Below are 14,395 nucleotides of genomic sequence, written 5' to 3' on the forward strand. Positions count from 1 at the left end.
CAGACACTTCTTATCATTTGAATCTATTTTAAACGCATAGTTGATTGGAATACTTGAGGAATCATCTAGTTTCCCAATTAACTATGCGTTGCTTCAAACCAAGTCTTTCCTCCACAATCACTCTTTTTTGTTTTCTTCTCTTTTATTCGATTTCATAAAAAAGGTAAAAGGTTTCTCTGATCCAGTCATTAAATGGTAAACATAGGAAGAGGTCATTTCATAATTTTTCTCTACCTTTTCAGCAAGGTAATTACTTCGCTCATAAATAACAGAACGAAATTGATCAATCTGTCTTAACGCCTTTTCCAGTAATGCTTCCTGTTTATCTAATCTTGTCGCTACGGCATCTTGCGTGTCCGCTTGTTTTGTTAATTGTTCTGTCAATTGATTATTCATGTTCTCCTGTTCTGTTAACATGGTTAACATATCTTGATTGGATTGATGGATCTCTCGAATTTGTGCAGCAACTTCTTTATTTAACGTTCGTTCATTCTGCAACAGATGCTCTAATTTCTTTTGATCCTCTTCCAACATGGCAAACCGCTCCCGTGCATTTTGTTTAAACGAATCATTTTGTAGTTGACTTTCCTGAAGTGACTCCAGTTCCAAATCATATCGCTTCCATTTCTGTTGTCGGAAAAATTCCTGGTGCTTATAAAAAGATTTCATATCCTGAATAGTGGTAATTATATTTTCATTGATGCGCTTTTGCTCCTTCATCCGTTCGGAAGAAACATCATATTGATAATATGCTTGATTTGGCTCTTGAATCGTTGCCCTAGTCATAAAAACATCTGGATGCATGTCAGCATTTATAAATAAACCCATACTTGTTACATCCCTTCATTAACGATTTAATTTATTTTATGCTTCCCCACTAAATAAGGGACATTTACCCTAGGTTCAAAATTAAAATAGGTATTCGCCTATACTTTTAGCGGTACCGGTTGTCGTAAATCGCTCCTTTTGTTACACTATATTGTGATGCAAGATACTACTGCTTTATAAACTTTTTTGAAATCTTTATCGTGTCGGAGATTGATGCATCGACCTAGTGAATAAGCTTGTATTTATCCTTGAGTAGAGATATAGACGCTTTTTTTACACTTTTTTCGATTCACCTTTTTATTTGATTCACTATATGGCATTACAAGGTAGGTGTTGCACTTGTCCATTCAAAGTCAATTGTTAAAAGGAATCTTAGATGGATGCATGTTGGCCATTATAGAAAGGGAGACTGTTTACGGGTATGAATTAGCTTTGAAGCTTAAAAGTTACGGGCTAACTGTCAGTGAAGGTTCGATATATCCCGTATTGCTCCGACTACAGAAAGAGAAATTAATCCAAGGAAAAATGCAAAAATCGCCTACTGGTCCGAATCGTAAATATTACTTTTTGACCGCAGAAGGTGCAGTGGCACTCGAACAATTCAGAGTAAACTGGGAAGGGATTAAAACCCCGGTCAACCGATTGCTGGCAAAGGAGAATAACGATGGATAAAAAATATCTCATTCAAGAAAATAACGAAAAGCGTAAACACTTAAGCAAAGAAAACCGCGACTATTATGAAGAGATGCTAGTCTATATTCGGTTATCATTCAGCAAATCCGAGCAGTCCATGGAAGAAATATTATCTGAAATGATCGATCATCTGTTGGAGGCGCAGGCAGAAGGGAAAACGGCAGAAGAAGTGTTCGGCAACGATCCGAAGCAATACGCCAATGAAATTATTGGAGAGCTACCCAAAATGGTGACGAAGGAAAGAACAGGACTTTTCGTTATGGGAATCCTCTATTTTCTTGCAGCTAGTATATTTTTCAGAGGCGTTTTTGATATCGTGATTTACTACATTTTCGGAAAAGGAGATTTAACAAAGACCGTTTACGTCGGTTCTTCATCCGTCATGATGCTGTTGTCAATTCCAATCGCTTTTATCTTTTTATATGCGATTATCTACTATCTCCGCTGGGCTTGTTTTAAAAAGATTAACAAAATACTCGAGTTTTTTATTCTCTGGCTATATAGCATGGTTTCGCTTGGAATATTTGTTTTCATTATCTACTTTACACCCGATTTCGGGCCCGTTTTAAACATCTCGTCTTATGTCATGTTGCTCTTTGGACTTCTGCTTTATGTTGCTGGACGCATTACAAGGAAGGCGATATAAATCGCCTTCCTACTTTCCAAACCGAATCAATCTTCCTTCTTCCACAATTTACCCGGCCAGAAAGCAAAACGACCAAGCACTGTCGTAATTGCTGGTACGAGTAATGGACGAACCACAAACGTATCCAACAAAATACCAATTGCCGTAACAAGGCCAAAATGAACGAGTACTTGTAGTGGCATAACGGCAAGTACGGAAAATGTCCCCGCTAAAATTAAACCAGCAGAACCGATGACACCGCTCGTTTCGCTAACACCTTCCCTAACCGCCCGTTTTAACGGAAACTTTTCTCGCTTTCGCCAAATATTCGATGCCATAAAAATATTATAGTCTTCCCCAAGTGCAACAAGGAATACAAAGGCGTAAACTGGGATCAGCCCTTGCATGGCAGATGCTCCCAAAACATAATGAATGATTGCCCAGCCCAGTCCTAATGCAGCAAAATAGGATAATACGACGGTTGCCAGTAAGTAAATCATGGCGACAAACGAGCGCAAGTAAATAAATAGCAACAATGCAATAATAATTAGTACGGCAGGAATGATAACGGATTGATCACGCTTTGCAATTTGTTCTGTATCATATAAAGTTGCTGTCTCTCCACCAATCCAGATATTCTCTTCCGCGTTTTCCGTACCGGCCTGCTCCAACTGTTGTTCTGCAACAGCCTTTATATCCGGTACCCCATTAATTGCTTCGTCTGAATAAGGATCGATGGATAGCGTTACATTCAATTGTTGATAGGTATCATCGTCTGACCCTTTCACTGGATCGCTAACAGATTCTACAATTTTCAGTTCTGCCAATTCACCTTTCAGTGTCGTCAATTCTTCATCTGTATGAGCGATTACTTGCACTGGTGCGATATTACCCGGCGGAAAGTGTTCTGCTATAATAGAGAACCCTTCACGTGAAGGCATATCTTCAGGAAACGAATCGAGTAGCCCATATGTATATTCAGCCTTTGTTGTAAACGCCGCGAGTCCGCCAAGAGCAACAACACAAATTATTATAATGAGCCACGGTTTTTCCGTTGTCCATTGTCCAAAGGCTCTGCCGATTGGGCCAGATGATTTTGGACGACGCAGCTTTTTCCCCTTTTTCTCTTCTGCCTTTTGAATCATCTCTTCGGTTCGTGGAATAAAAGGAATAAATGCAAATCGGCCTAAAAGGGACAAAAACGCTGGCAGCAATGTTAAGGCGGCAATTCCCATAATAAAAATAGACAAACTGAACGGAACGGCAAACCGGTCATATGAAGCGTAATAAGCAAGCGCTAACGTTAATAAGGCTGTAACGGTCGTTAATGCACTAATCATAATAGCCCCGCCAGTTCCCCTTATCGCGTTCTGCAAGGCTATATGCTTATCTTTTTCTTCACGCAGTTCATCACGGTATCTTGAGATCATAAACAGACAATAGTCGGTCCCCGCACCAAATAAAAGAACCGTCATGATTGAAATGGCTTGTGCATCGACTTCAATCCATCCTTTTTGAGCCATTACCCCAAGTAACGGATTAACAAGACCATAAGCAAACCCAACTGCCACCAAAGGAACAAGCGCCAAAATCGGTGAGCGATAAAGCGAAACGAGCAACACGAGAACGATGACTACCGTTGCGATCAACAACGTGACATCTGCCCTGCTGAATAAAGATGCTGCGTCTGTTTGAATCCCGATCGGACCGGTCAATCTAAGATGTAAGCCATCATCGGAGAGATCGGATCCAACGACTTGCTCCCCTGCCTGCTTACCCACCTTTTTCTGTAATTTAGCCAATGACGCTTCCAGTTCGTCTGCGGAGGCACCCTTTTCAAATAACACCGGTGTCGTTAATGCCTTTCCATCCTCTGAAACGGATCCTTTCAGCGCCTCTGGTGGTGCTTGATCGAGCGGGGGGATAAATTGTTGCTTTTGAAGCGGATCTTCTGCCAGATCTGCATAAAGGGCCTGGATATTTTCAAAATCAGAATCTTTCAAGCCGCCTCCGCGGTACCATGCCAATAATAGAGGAGTACCGTCACTTGAAAAATGCTCCTCCGAAAGGTTTGATGCCTCAACGGACATCGCATCTTCCGGGAGCAGTTGATTCGAGTTTGTTTCCTGACTATTCACTTGCGGCCATATCATTGAAAACACCGCTACAAGCAACATCCAAATAACGATCGTCACCCAGCGAGTTTTTTTACCGGATACAAATTGTATCATATTCGAAAATACGCTTTTCATATGTATCAGCTTCCTTCCCGTTAAAATCAAAGTCAGAGGAGATTTATTTGTTTCGTTAAAAGTTACCGTTAAATTATTCCTATTTTACCACTATACGTTATATCATTTCGGAATACATACCTTTCAACTTTGAGATGGGGAAAATAAATAATTTCTGTTTCTATATAACTACAATCGAAAATTTAAACGAACAAGTGGCATCTTTTTTCATTTTTGCCCCCATACAGGCACTACACTCGAATGTAATAACAAAAGGAGCACCGTCAAAGAGGTACCCATGTTTTCCCGCTACCCCACAAATAAAAACATCCTCACCCCTACAACAAGTTCAAAATTGTAACCACACACCTGATCCAATATGATAAACTGGATGCAAACGTAATACTTACTTTATGTGCATTGTTTGATATGTATATTATTTTTCAACATGTGGACGAAACACATTTTATAATAAGTACAAGCATGAAATAAAGGTGGGTTCAAATTGAGTGATAACGATGCAATATTATCTTTAGACGATGTCACGATAAGCTTTGGGAGCGGGCTTGTTTTAAAAGGGATTGATTTAACAGTAAATCGCGGAGAAATTATTGGTTACATCGGCCCAAATGGAGCGGGAAAGAGCACAACATTAAAAATAATCCTAGGATTAATTAATGAATACCAGGGAACGGTGAACGTTTTTGGAGAAGATATTTCATCTGGAAACGACTCCTATAAACATAAAATCGGCTATGTACCGGAAAATGCGGAGCTATATGATAACCTGACCGCCAATGAATATTTAACATTCAGCGGCGAATTGTACGGAATGGAAAGTACAAAAGCTGCGTCAAAAGCCGAACGACTCATGCGTGAATTTGGATTAGAAGATGTATTGCACAGTAAGATTTCATCCTTTTCCAAAGGGATGCGGCAAAAAGTATTACTCATTTCCAGCTTGTTACATGACCCTGAATTGCTGTTTTTGGATGAACCATTAAGTGGACTTGATGCCAATAGTGTCATCATTATTAAGGAAATGCTGGAGGCGCTTGCCGCAAAGGGGAAAACTATTTTCTATTCGTCACATATTATGGAGGTCGTTGAAAAGATCAGCAACCGAATCGTCCTGCTTGCAGATGGACGAATTATCGCCGATGGATCATTTGAAGAATTAAGAAAACAGAGCAAGGAAGGTTCGCTGGAGCAAATATTTAACCAATTAACCGGTTTTGATAGCCACCAGGAAACAGCAAAAACGCTCGTTCAAATCATTTCGGAGGAAGCATAATGTTACAACGTGTTCGCAGTCTCCAATGGCTTGATTTTTTAAAACCGGTATTTAAAGCCTTTCGCATTGATTATGCGATGATGAAAAAGATTGTGCTTATGAAGCTGACGATGGATCAAAGACGTGTACCGACCATCTTCGCCAATCAAACGAAGAAACGTAAAGGCAATCAGTTTATCAAGTCGCTCGGAATTTACGTCCTATATAGCTTGATTCTTATCCCTCTATTATTTCTCGATCATTACATGCTTCAAATGAGCTTGATTTTTGGCATAGCGATGTTTATTTTAATGACTTCAATGATTTCCGACTTTTCCACTGTGCTGCTTGATGTAAGAGACCAGACATTTTTGAACACAAAACCGGTTTCGACACGCACGGTAAATGCTGCTAAGCTTGTGCACGTCAGCATATATATGATTATGCTAACCGGAGCTTTTATCGCACTTCCAGCTATTGTAGCACTTGTTAAACACGGCGTCGGGTTTTTTCTGTTGTTTTGTTTCATGATCGTATTTCTCGTTATGTTTATTATTACGTTAACAGCATTGTCCTATATAACCATTTTACGCTTTTTTAGCGGAGAGCATTTAAAGGATTTCATAAATTATGTGCAAATTATTTTATCGGTCAGTATTATCATTGGTTACCAAATTGTTATTCGGTCATTCAATTTGGTCGACTTCACCATTTCCTATGTATTTCAATGGTGGCATCTGCTTATACCGCCGATCTGGTTTGCTGCCCCATTCGAATTATTATTGACGACCAATCATGCTAATTCGATTATTTGGTTGACTGTGCTCGCATTGATTGTACCCGTTTTGGCTTTCGGCATCTATTTTCGATCAATGCCGGCTTTTGAGCGGAATTTACAAAAGTTAATGGAAGAAACAAAAAAGACAGGCCAGAAAAAGCGCGTATGGATGGCAATATGGGCAAAATTACTTTGCCGCAAAAAAGAAGAAAGACAATTTTTCGGTTTTGCAAACGTGATGATGAGCGAGGAACGGGAATTTAAGTTAAAAGTGTATCCATCACTCGGGATGGCGCTCGTATTTCCGTTTATTTTCATATTTAGTGAATTAAATATGCGTTCACTTGAAGACATTGCATCAGGAAACATGTTTCTCAATATTTACTTTTCTAATATTATTATCGGGACAGTCGTTTACATGCTGCAATTTTCCGGAAAGTACAAAGGCGCCTGGATTTTTAAGGTAACACCGATTAAAAACCATTTGCTTGCGTACAGTGCGACATTAAAGGCGTTTATTATCCGACTGTATTTACCTGTTTTCATTTTAATCGGCGCTGTGTTTGTATTCATTTTCTCGTTGCGCATTTTGCCCGATTTATTTGTTGTATTGCTGACGGCTATTTTACATACCTTAATATCCTACAAGCTCGTTGGCAACAAGGGTTATCCTTTTACGAAACCGTTTGAAACTGCCCAACAAGGCGGCAATACGATAAGTATTTTTCTGCTGATGTTTATTGCCGGATTCTTTGCCGGAGCCCATTATTTATTTACACTTCTTCCTTTTGGCATTTACATTTATATGGGTATATTGATGATTATCCTGATCGTAAGCTGGAAATTAAGTTTCTCTGAGAAAAAATTACACAGAAATAAAAGGTGATGACGTTGTTTATTGTTGATATTGATGAGGAAATATCGATGCGTATGCTGTCAGTGAGAGATGCAAAACCGTTGTATGAAATGACCGAGCGATCCCGCGAGCATTTGCAAAACTGGATTCCATGGGTCGATGAAATAAGAACAGTCAATGATGCACTTGAGTTTATTAAGCAATCATTCCATAGCTATGCTGAGCGGAGCGGTTTATCTGCTGGTGTTTTTTATCAACAAAAGCTTTCCGGTGTCATTGGTTTTAATCAATTTGATTGGAAAAATAAAATCGGGTATATCGGGTACTGGCTTGCAGTCGATTATGAAGGGCTAGGAATTATGACGCGAGCCGTTCGTGCATTAACCGATTATGCATTTGATGAATTGGAATTAAATCGCGTGGATATCCGTGCGGCCTATGCAAATAAACGAAGCCGTGCAATTCCGGAACGTCTCGGGTATACGAAAGAAGGCCATTTGCGTCAAGCAGAATGGCTTTATGATCACTATGTAGATCATGTCATCTATGGCATGATTCAGGCTGACTGGAAAAATCGTTAATCAACACTTACTAATGGAATTTATATTCATATTTTATATGCTAAAAACAGAGGGAAACTTTCTTCCCTCTGTAAAACTGTTCATTTAGTATATCGAAACTTACTGTTTGGTAGCTAACCGACTCCTTTCATCTGTTCTTTGACAAACATTATCGAAAGGCGAATAGTGGACGGTATAGTCAATAAAACCGCCCAGCAGAGATTTTATAAAACAGGTTCCTCCCTGTCTGTTAGCAATACCAAGCAGCTCCTACAATAATTAGCAAAATAAACAACACAACAATCAAGGCGAATCCTCGACCGGCGCCATGACCGCCGCCACAGCCTCCGTATCCACCGGAGCCATAACCACCATAGCATCCATATGACATAATATAACCTCCCTTTCATAACTTTTGCTTTAGTAACCTGTACCTACATATGCTGCACCCACAATAATGAGTAAGATAAACAATACTACAATTAACGCAAACCCACTGCCGTGGCCGTATCCTGCTTCACTCATCTATTAACACCTCCTCTTTATCTTTATTAACTAATATATGTTACTTAGTGAAAATGGATATGGTTTTAGCGGAATTTGGGCACCGATACCACTTACAAATTATTACCTAAAAGCCTTTCCAATGTGCATCAAGCGCACATAAGATGTCCTATATGATAGAAATTTTGGAGGTGATACATTGTCAACCGGACATTATTTTCATTTATGTAATCGATATAAAGGAAGAGCAGTAGAAATAAGAACACGCAATGGAGTTGTGCATAGAGGAGTTATTAGACACGTTAACCGTAATCAAGTGTTCTTGGATCCAATAGGCAACCGACAAAATTTTGGCGGTTTTGGTTATGGCTTTTTCGGCCCTTCCTATAGACCATACGGGGCTTACGGTCCCAATAGGTATCGTCGATATCGGCTAGGCTTTGGGGCCGGCATTGCACTCGGAGCAATCGGCACGTTGATCCTGTTGCCATTCTTCTTTTAAGCAAGTAAAGGTCATTTTAAAGTAGGAAATACATTGTACTTTGGTACAAATGTATACAAGCGCCCGGATTGGAGAATGGCATCCACCTCCAGCCGGGCGCTGCTATCTTGAGGTAGTGAAAGTTTTAATCTAATCAGCAGGTTTTCCTTCATTGCTTTTCAGTTGTGCAAGCGTTTCTGTAGGCACGTGCAGCAGTTGGTCAACATTTCTATTTGTCTTTTTCATATATTTTTTGACGATATAATAACCGACACAATACCCGGCCATTTTCGGATACCGCCCAAATCCATACAATATTTCTTCATAGCGGTAAGCCTCTTTTTTGACATGTTTATTGGGAACAATAAGTTCTTTCCACATGTTTTCGAGTTGGTTATTCGTGTAGTATGTTGTCCATGCAGCTGTTTCCTTTTCTCCGAAAAGTACGCGAACTGCATTTTCAGCTAACCCTTCTAAAATTACTGTATCTAGCAATGTATATTTCTTCTCGTCTTTGTTATTATGGGCGAGTCGGCATACATGGTTGTATTCATGGGTGAAAAGCGTGCGAATTTCCGTACGAGTATTTGTTTCCGAAATAAACAAAAACAATTTATCAGAGAATGCTAAACCTGACTTCCCTTTATGATCCCGCCGCAAGTGGTAATTATCATGATCGGAGGGCAAAATAAAAATTGGTATATTCGGGCCATTCCATTTTAATTGCAAGTGTTGGTTTTCCTTTTGAACAACCCTCCAAACATCTGTTGTACGCATTGCTTCAATTAAGCGCGCTCCATCACTGATAGGCTGTTGGTACATTCCGTGCAAACCGAGATACTCATGCAGCTCGGCAGCGGATGCTTCCGGGAAATACTTTAGTAGTTTTTTACATATGCGGGTTGGTTCTTTATAATAGCCGGCTAACCATTGATCTGTTCGGACGACTCCCATTCTCACACCTCCTGCCAACCCATTGATTTATTAGACTATGTCGCATCCATGCAAACATTGCTTGGCACAGGAAGTTTATTTACAAGTAGGGTACAAACACCTTACCGCTTCTGAAATCAACGAATAGACTATTAAGAAGAAGGTAATGGAAAAATTCGTAAACCACTACTCACTGGGGCTATGTGTATTTCATTTAAGTAATCGGTTTTCACTTAATCGAAATAAGCCATTGCTTAAGAAAAGCTCAAGCGCCCTGGAAAGCCCTGACAAGCTTAAGCAAGAAATCGTGGTGGCGGACTTTGCCACGTATTGCTTAAGACCTCGAGGGGCTGGGAGATTAAGCTAGACAGCTATGCACAAAACTTTATACTTTCTAACCTTATTTAAAAAATATTTGTCGCGAAAGGAGTATTCGTATGTTTCCAGAAAGACCAAGAAGGCCAGGTCCACCACCACCGCATATGATTTTCACAAGACCCATGAGGGAGCAACCGCCTAAGAAAAAAAGTGCGGCAATGCCGAACCTCATCGCTCGTTTCCGTAATCCGGAAGGTCAATTTGACATGGATAAAATTACTGAAACAGCCTTCCAAATAAATAAACTGTATAGTGAAGTAAGTCCAATGATCTCCAAATTGAAAAACAGCGTGAAAAAATAACATTGGATTTTAGTATTCATTATTTAAAGCGGGCAGCTTAAGGCAAGCTACCCGCTTTCTTTCTCATTTAATCATCCGTAGGTTCAATATCAACAAACGTTCTACTTTCATTGTTTTTGGGAATCGTAATTTTCAATATTCCATTATGAAATGCTGCTTTCGTATCTTTTTTGGAAATTGGAAAAGGCAAAGACACGATGCGCTCTGCTTTTCGAAAAGACTGTTCTTGTTTATAGTAATGCTGCTCATTCACCACTTCCATTGAAGCATTATCTTCCACGGTTATCCGCAGTTGACTTCCGAGAATTTCAATTTCAACTTGATCTCTTTTATAGCCCGGCAACACCGCTTCCACGATCATGTTATCTTTTGTTTCATGCATATTTACTTTGAAATTTTCAGGATTCCAAAACGTGTTGAAGTTTCTAAATGATCCTTGAAAAAAAGAATCCATCCGCGACATCAAGTCATGAAAAGGAAACTCTTCATTGCGTTTGGACGATTTCCCTTTGTTCGCTTCCAACTGGCCCACTCCTTCGTCACTTGAATTCATTAATTAATATATGCTCCATCTGAAAAAAATGGTGGGCACAAAGCGGGTAGATGAATTTTTAAAAAATAGATACTTTACTTGAGCAGGTGATATTCCGTCGCTTTTACCGAACATATATATAGCCATCGCAAAGCTATTAAAAGCTTTGCGATGGCTTAAAAAGTCAATTATTATTTTCCTTTTACGACTACTCTTTTATCTCCGGATAATGTACATGTCAATAACGTTATTTCCGCTCCTTTATTCTCTAGTATATCTGTTTCGTTTTCTTCTACGATTTTAATTTCCGTTACTTTATATTGATATCTTTCATTTTCTGTCGTTAAAATTATTTCATCACCTTTTTTGACATCAGGCAGATTTCGGAAGTGCCGATCCCCCCGATACCCTCGATGACCGGCTATTGATATATTATCTGTTTCAGGATTTTGATTTTCAATAATTTGTGTTAAGCTTATTGCCAAGTTTTTCTCCGTTGTCTTCGGTAATACATACTGCTTTAAATCAATAGATGGAATTTCTAATTCATAAACGTTCTGTAATTCCTCTTTTGTATAGTTTGTTTCAATATTCTTTTGTTGACTCCATGCATCAGCTTTTAATAGATTCATTGCATGCATGAGTTCTTCGCCTTGTTTTGATGTATACGATTCATAGATTAGTGGAACAGCAAGAAGTATGGCTCCCAAAACAATCAATGCTGTGCCCATCCATAACCTTCCTTTTTTCACCATGGATCGCCTCAATTCACTTTTACCCTTCATTTACTTAAAAGAAGAATAGTTATAAAAGAAATGTTTTCCCATTTCTTTTATAACTATTTTAATTAAAGTTGCTGTTAAAATTCCGTTTTTCTTATTCGTCGAATATGTGTATATAAGAGGAAACTACCTACTCCAACAAACATCAATCCAAGAACAATTGCATATCGTAACCATTCTTCTCCTGTTTGTGGCAGTTTGTCACCAAAATTATTGTTAGATGAACTTGGTGGCCCTACTTCTTTCTTTTCCTCAGTTTCTTTAGGGGTGTTTTCAACAATAACTTCTTTCTTGTTATCCCCTAGCTCTATTGTGATATCCAACGATCTTTCCAGTTTTACATAACCAAATGGTGCTTTCGTTTCTACTAATTGATATTCGCCTGGTGTTAACCCGTTAACGGTCGCCATTCCATTTGCATTTGTTGTTACCGTTGAAATGAGCTTTTCTTCACTATTAAAGATATCAAAGACTGCTCCCCGTAATGCAGCGTCTGTAGTCGCATCAACTTTTACAATCTGTAATGCCGTTTTTAATAAGTTATTCTTAAAATCTAAATACATTGGTTCTTGCTGATTAAACACAATCTCGAATTCAATGGGGATGTCCTCTAACTCGTACCCGAATGGGGCTTTCGTTTCAACGAATGCATAATTTCCTGGCTTCAGGTCTTCAACAACGAGTAGTCCTTCCTCATTGGTCGTAAGACCCGTTTGCAGTTCGTCCCCAGCTTCATCCACTAAGCTGAATTCCGCTCCTGCTAGAGTGTCCCCTTCTTCACCGACTTTCGTTAACTCTACTGAACCGGTGCTTAATGGGTTTTCAAAAGTAACTTCCGTTACATTGGTTTGTCCCAAGCCAATTTCAAATGGGATAGGCGTCGTATCCAAGTCGTAACCCGGCACGGTGGCTGTCTCCACCAATTGATAAGAGCCTGGCGTCAAGTCATCAATCGTTAGTTTTCCTGCTTCATTCGTCAGAAGGCCTTCTCGCAATGGACTGCCGTTGGCATCCTGTAATGCAAATGTGACACCTTCCAACAGCTGACCGTCTTCCCCTTCTTTCGTTAGCTCGAACGTGCTTGGAAGATACTGATTCTCTGCTTGGACTTCAGCTGCTGTCTGTTGATTAAACACGATTTCAAATGTAATCGGCGTGTCATCCAACTGATAGCCGAATGGTGCTTTCGTTTCGATGAATGCGTAATTGCCTGGCTTCAGGTCTTCGACAACAAGTATGCCTGCTTCATTGGTCGTGAGCCCCGTTAGTAATTTTTCCCCAGCTCCATTCTCTAAGGTGAATTCCGCTCCTGCTAGGGTATTTCCTTCTTCACCGACTTTTGTCAGTTCCACTGATCCGGTACTTAGTGGGTTTTCAAAGCTAACCTCGGCTGCTTCCGTTTGTCCAATCGCAATTTCAAATGGGATGGGTGTCGCATCCAGATCATATCCTGGAATGGTTGCTGTTTCGACAAATTGGTAATTGCCCGGCTTCAAGTCATCAACTACGAGCGTACCTGTTTCATCGGTTGCTAAGTTTTCTTGCAAGGTTGTGCCTGTATCATCCTGTAACTCAAATACAACCCCTTCTAACGTACTTCCGTCCTCTCCAAGCTTTGTTAGCTCAACGGAACCTGTCGTCAATGCATTTTCTGCTTCTAGCGTTAATCTCTCTTGCTGATTAAACACAATCTCGAATTCATGCGGGGTATTATCTAACTCGTACCCGAATGGGGCCTTCGTTTCAACGAATGCATAATTTCCTGGCTTCAGGTCTTCAACAACGAGTAGTCCTTCCTCATTGGTCGTAAGACCCGTTTGCAGTTCGTCCCCAGCTTCATCCACTAAGCTGAATTCCGCTCCTGCTAGAGTGTCCCCTTCTTCACCGACTTTCGTTAACTCTACTGAACCGGTGCTTAATGGGTTTTCAAAAGTAACTTCCGTTACATTGGTTTGTCCCAAGCCAATTTCAAATGGGATAGGCGTCGTATCCAAGTCGTAACCCGGCACGGTGGCTGTCTCCACCAATTGATAAGAGCCTGGCGTCAAGTCATCAATCGTTAGTTTTCCTGCTTCATTCGTCAGAAGGCCTTCTCGCAATGGACTGCCGTTGGCATCCTGTAATGCAAATGTGACACCTTCCAACAGCTGACCGTCTTCCCCTTCTTTCGTTAGCTCGAACGTGCTTGGAAGATACTGATTCTCTGCTTGGACTTCAGCTGCTGTCTGTTGATTAAACACGATTTCAAATGTAATCGGCGTGTCATCCAACTGATAGCCGAATGGTGCTTTCGTTTCGATGAATGCGTAATTGCCTGGCTTCAGGTCTTCGACAACAAGTATGCCTGCTTCATTGGTCGTGAGCCCCGTTAGTAATTTTTCCCCAGCTCCATTCTCTAAGGTGAATTCCGCTCCTGCTAGGGTATTTCCTTCTTCACCGACTTTTGTCAGTTCCACTGATCCGGTACTTAGTGGGTTTTCAAAGCTAACCTCGGCTGCTTCCGTTTGTCCAATCGCAATTTCAAATGGGATGGGTGTCGCATCCAGATCATATCCTGGAATGGTTGCTGTTTCGACAAATTGGTAATTGCCCGGCTTCAAGTCATCAACTACGAGCGTACCTGTTTCATCGGTTGCTAA

Annotated in this window: 15 protein-coding genes; 7 read left to right on the top strand and 8 right to left on the bottom strand. The window is 40.3% G+C overall.

Annotation, left to right across the window (positions count from 1 at the left end; all coding sequences use genetic code 11):
• Positions 1-117: 117 nt before the first annotated feature.
• Complete coding sequence (locus ACLIBG_RS10130; RefSeq protein WP_439312642.1) at positions 118-828, bottom strand: hypothetical protein; 711 nt, start codon at positions 826-828, stop codon at positions 118-120.
• 339 nt (positions 829-1,167) lie between these two features.
• On the opposite strand from ACLIBG_RS10130, the gene ACLIBG_RS10135 reads away from it, so the two are divergent.
• Both ACLIBG_RS10135 and ACLIBG_RS10140 read left to right on the top strand, forming a co-directional pair.
• On the top strand, positions 1,168-1,500 hold the full coding sequence (locus ACLIBG_RS10135) for a PadR family transcriptional regulator (RefSeq protein ID WP_439312643.1): 333 nt from the start codon (positions 1,168-1,170) through the stop codon (positions 1,498-1,500).
• Positions 1,493-2,167 carry a DUF1129 family protein gene (locus tag ACLIBG_RS10140; RefSeq protein ID WP_439312644.1) on the top strand — a complete coding sequence of 225 codons (675 nt, stop codon included), beginning with the start codon at positions 1,493-1,495 and terminating at the stop codon, positions 2,165-2,167. The genes ACLIBG_RS10135 and ACLIBG_RS10140 overlap by 8 nt, the downstream gene beginning before the upstream one ends.
• 26 nt (positions 2,168-2,193) lie before the next feature.
• On the opposite strand, the gene ACLIBG_RS10145 is transcribed toward ACLIBG_RS10140, so the two are convergent.
• Complete coding sequence (locus tag ACLIBG_RS10145) at positions 2,194-4,398, bottom strand: MMPL family transporter (protein WP_439312645.1); 2,205 nt, start codon at positions 4,396-4,398, stop codon at positions 2,194-2,196.
• A 484-nt stretch (positions 4,399-4,882) separates the two neighbouring features.
• Here ACLIBG_RS10145 and ACLIBG_RS10150 point away from each other — a divergent pair, with 484 nt between their 5' ends.
• The 3 genes from ACLIBG_RS10150 to ACLIBG_RS10160 are packed head-to-tail and all read left to right on the top strand — an operon-like array spanning position 4,883 to position 7,865.
• Positions 4,883-5,671: an ABC transporter ATP-binding protein gene (locus tag ACLIBG_RS10150; RefSeq protein WP_439312646.1), complete on the top strand. Its 789-nt coding sequence runs from the start codon at positions 4,883-4,885 to the stop codon at positions 5,669-5,671.
• Complete coding sequence (locus ACLIBG_RS10155; RefSeq protein ID WP_439312647.1) at positions 5,671-7,314, top strand: hypothetical protein; 1,644 nt, start codon at positions 5,671-5,673, stop codon at positions 7,312-7,314. Before ACLIBG_RS10150 ends, ACLIBG_RS10155 begins: the two co-directional genes overlap by 1 nt.
• Positions 7,314-7,865 (top strand): GNAT family N-acetyltransferase, encoded by a 552-nt coding sequence (locus ACLIBG_RS10160; RefSeq protein WP_439312648.1) that lies wholly within the window; start codon positions 7,314-7,316, stop codon positions 7,863-7,865. Before ACLIBG_RS10155 ends, ACLIBG_RS10160 begins: the two co-directional genes overlap by 1 nt.
• Positions 7,866-8,094: 229 nt before the next feature.
• On the opposite strand, the gene ACLIBG_RS10165 is transcribed toward ACLIBG_RS10160, so the two are convergent.
• Positions 8,095-8,235 carry a YjcZ family sporulation protein gene (locus tag ACLIBG_RS10165; protein WP_439312649.1) on the bottom strand — a complete coding sequence of 47 codons (141 nt, stop codon included), beginning with the start codon at positions 8,233-8,235 and terminating at the stop codon, positions 8,095-8,097.
• Positions 8,236-8,264: 29 nt separating this feature from the next.
• Positions 8,265-8,369: a YjcZ family sporulation protein gene (locus ACLIBG_RS10170; protein ID WP_439312650.1), complete on the bottom strand. Its 105-nt coding sequence runs from the start codon at positions 8,367-8,369 to the stop codon at positions 8,265-8,267.
• Between the two features lie 178 nt (positions 8,370-8,547).
• On the opposite strand from ACLIBG_RS10170, the gene ACLIBG_RS10175 reads away from it, so the two are divergent.
• Positions 8,548-8,850, top strand: a complete 303-nt coding sequence (locus ACLIBG_RS10175) for a hypothetical protein (protein ID WP_439312651.1) — start codon at positions 8,548-8,550, stop codon at positions 8,848-8,850.
• 129 nt (positions 8,851-8,979) lie between these two features.
• On the opposite strand, the gene ACLIBG_RS10180 is transcribed toward ACLIBG_RS10175, so the two are convergent.
• The gene (locus tag ACLIBG_RS10180) at positions 8,980-9,783 is read right to left on the bottom strand and encodes a DUF2268 domain-containing protein (protein WP_439312652.1); all 804 of its coding nucleotides are present in this window, start codon (positions 9,781-9,783) and stop codon (positions 8,980-8,982) included.
• A 416-nt stretch (positions 9,784-10,199) separates the two neighbouring features.
• Here ACLIBG_RS10180 and ACLIBG_RS10185 point away from each other — a divergent pair, with 416 nt between their 5' ends.
• Positions 10,200-10,442, top strand: coding sequence for a YppG family protein (locus ACLIBG_RS10185; RefSeq protein ID WP_439312653.1), 243 nt, complete (start codon positions 10,200-10,202; stop codon positions 10,440-10,442).
• 67 nt (positions 10,443-10,509) lie between these two features.
• On the opposite strand, the gene ACLIBG_RS10190 is transcribed toward ACLIBG_RS10185, so the two are convergent.
• The 3 genes from ACLIBG_RS10190 to ACLIBG_RS10200 all read right to left on the bottom strand — a co-directional run.
• On the bottom strand, positions 10,510-10,965 hold the full coding sequence (locus ACLIBG_RS10190) for an Hsp20/alpha crystallin family protein (protein ID WP_439312654.1): 456 nt from the start codon (positions 10,963-10,965) through the stop codon (positions 10,510-10,512).
• A 200-nt stretch (positions 10,966-11,165) separates the two neighbouring features.
• Entirely contained in the window at positions 11,166-11,705 is a 540-nt protein-coding gene (locus ACLIBG_RS10195; RefSeq protein ID WP_439312655.1) for a class D sortase, read from the bottom strand.
• Between the two features lie 128 nt (positions 11,706-11,833).
• Positions 11,834-14,395: SpaA isopeptide-forming pilin-related protein (locus ACLIBG_RS10200; protein ID WP_439312656.1), on the bottom strand; the 2,562-nt coding region annotated here is incomplete at its 5' end.

This window comes from Virgibacillus sp. W0181 (genome assembly GCF_051846915.1).
In the GTDB taxonomy this organism is placed as follows: Bacteria; Bacillota; Bacilli; order Bacillales; family Amphibacillaceae; genus JBPYCR01.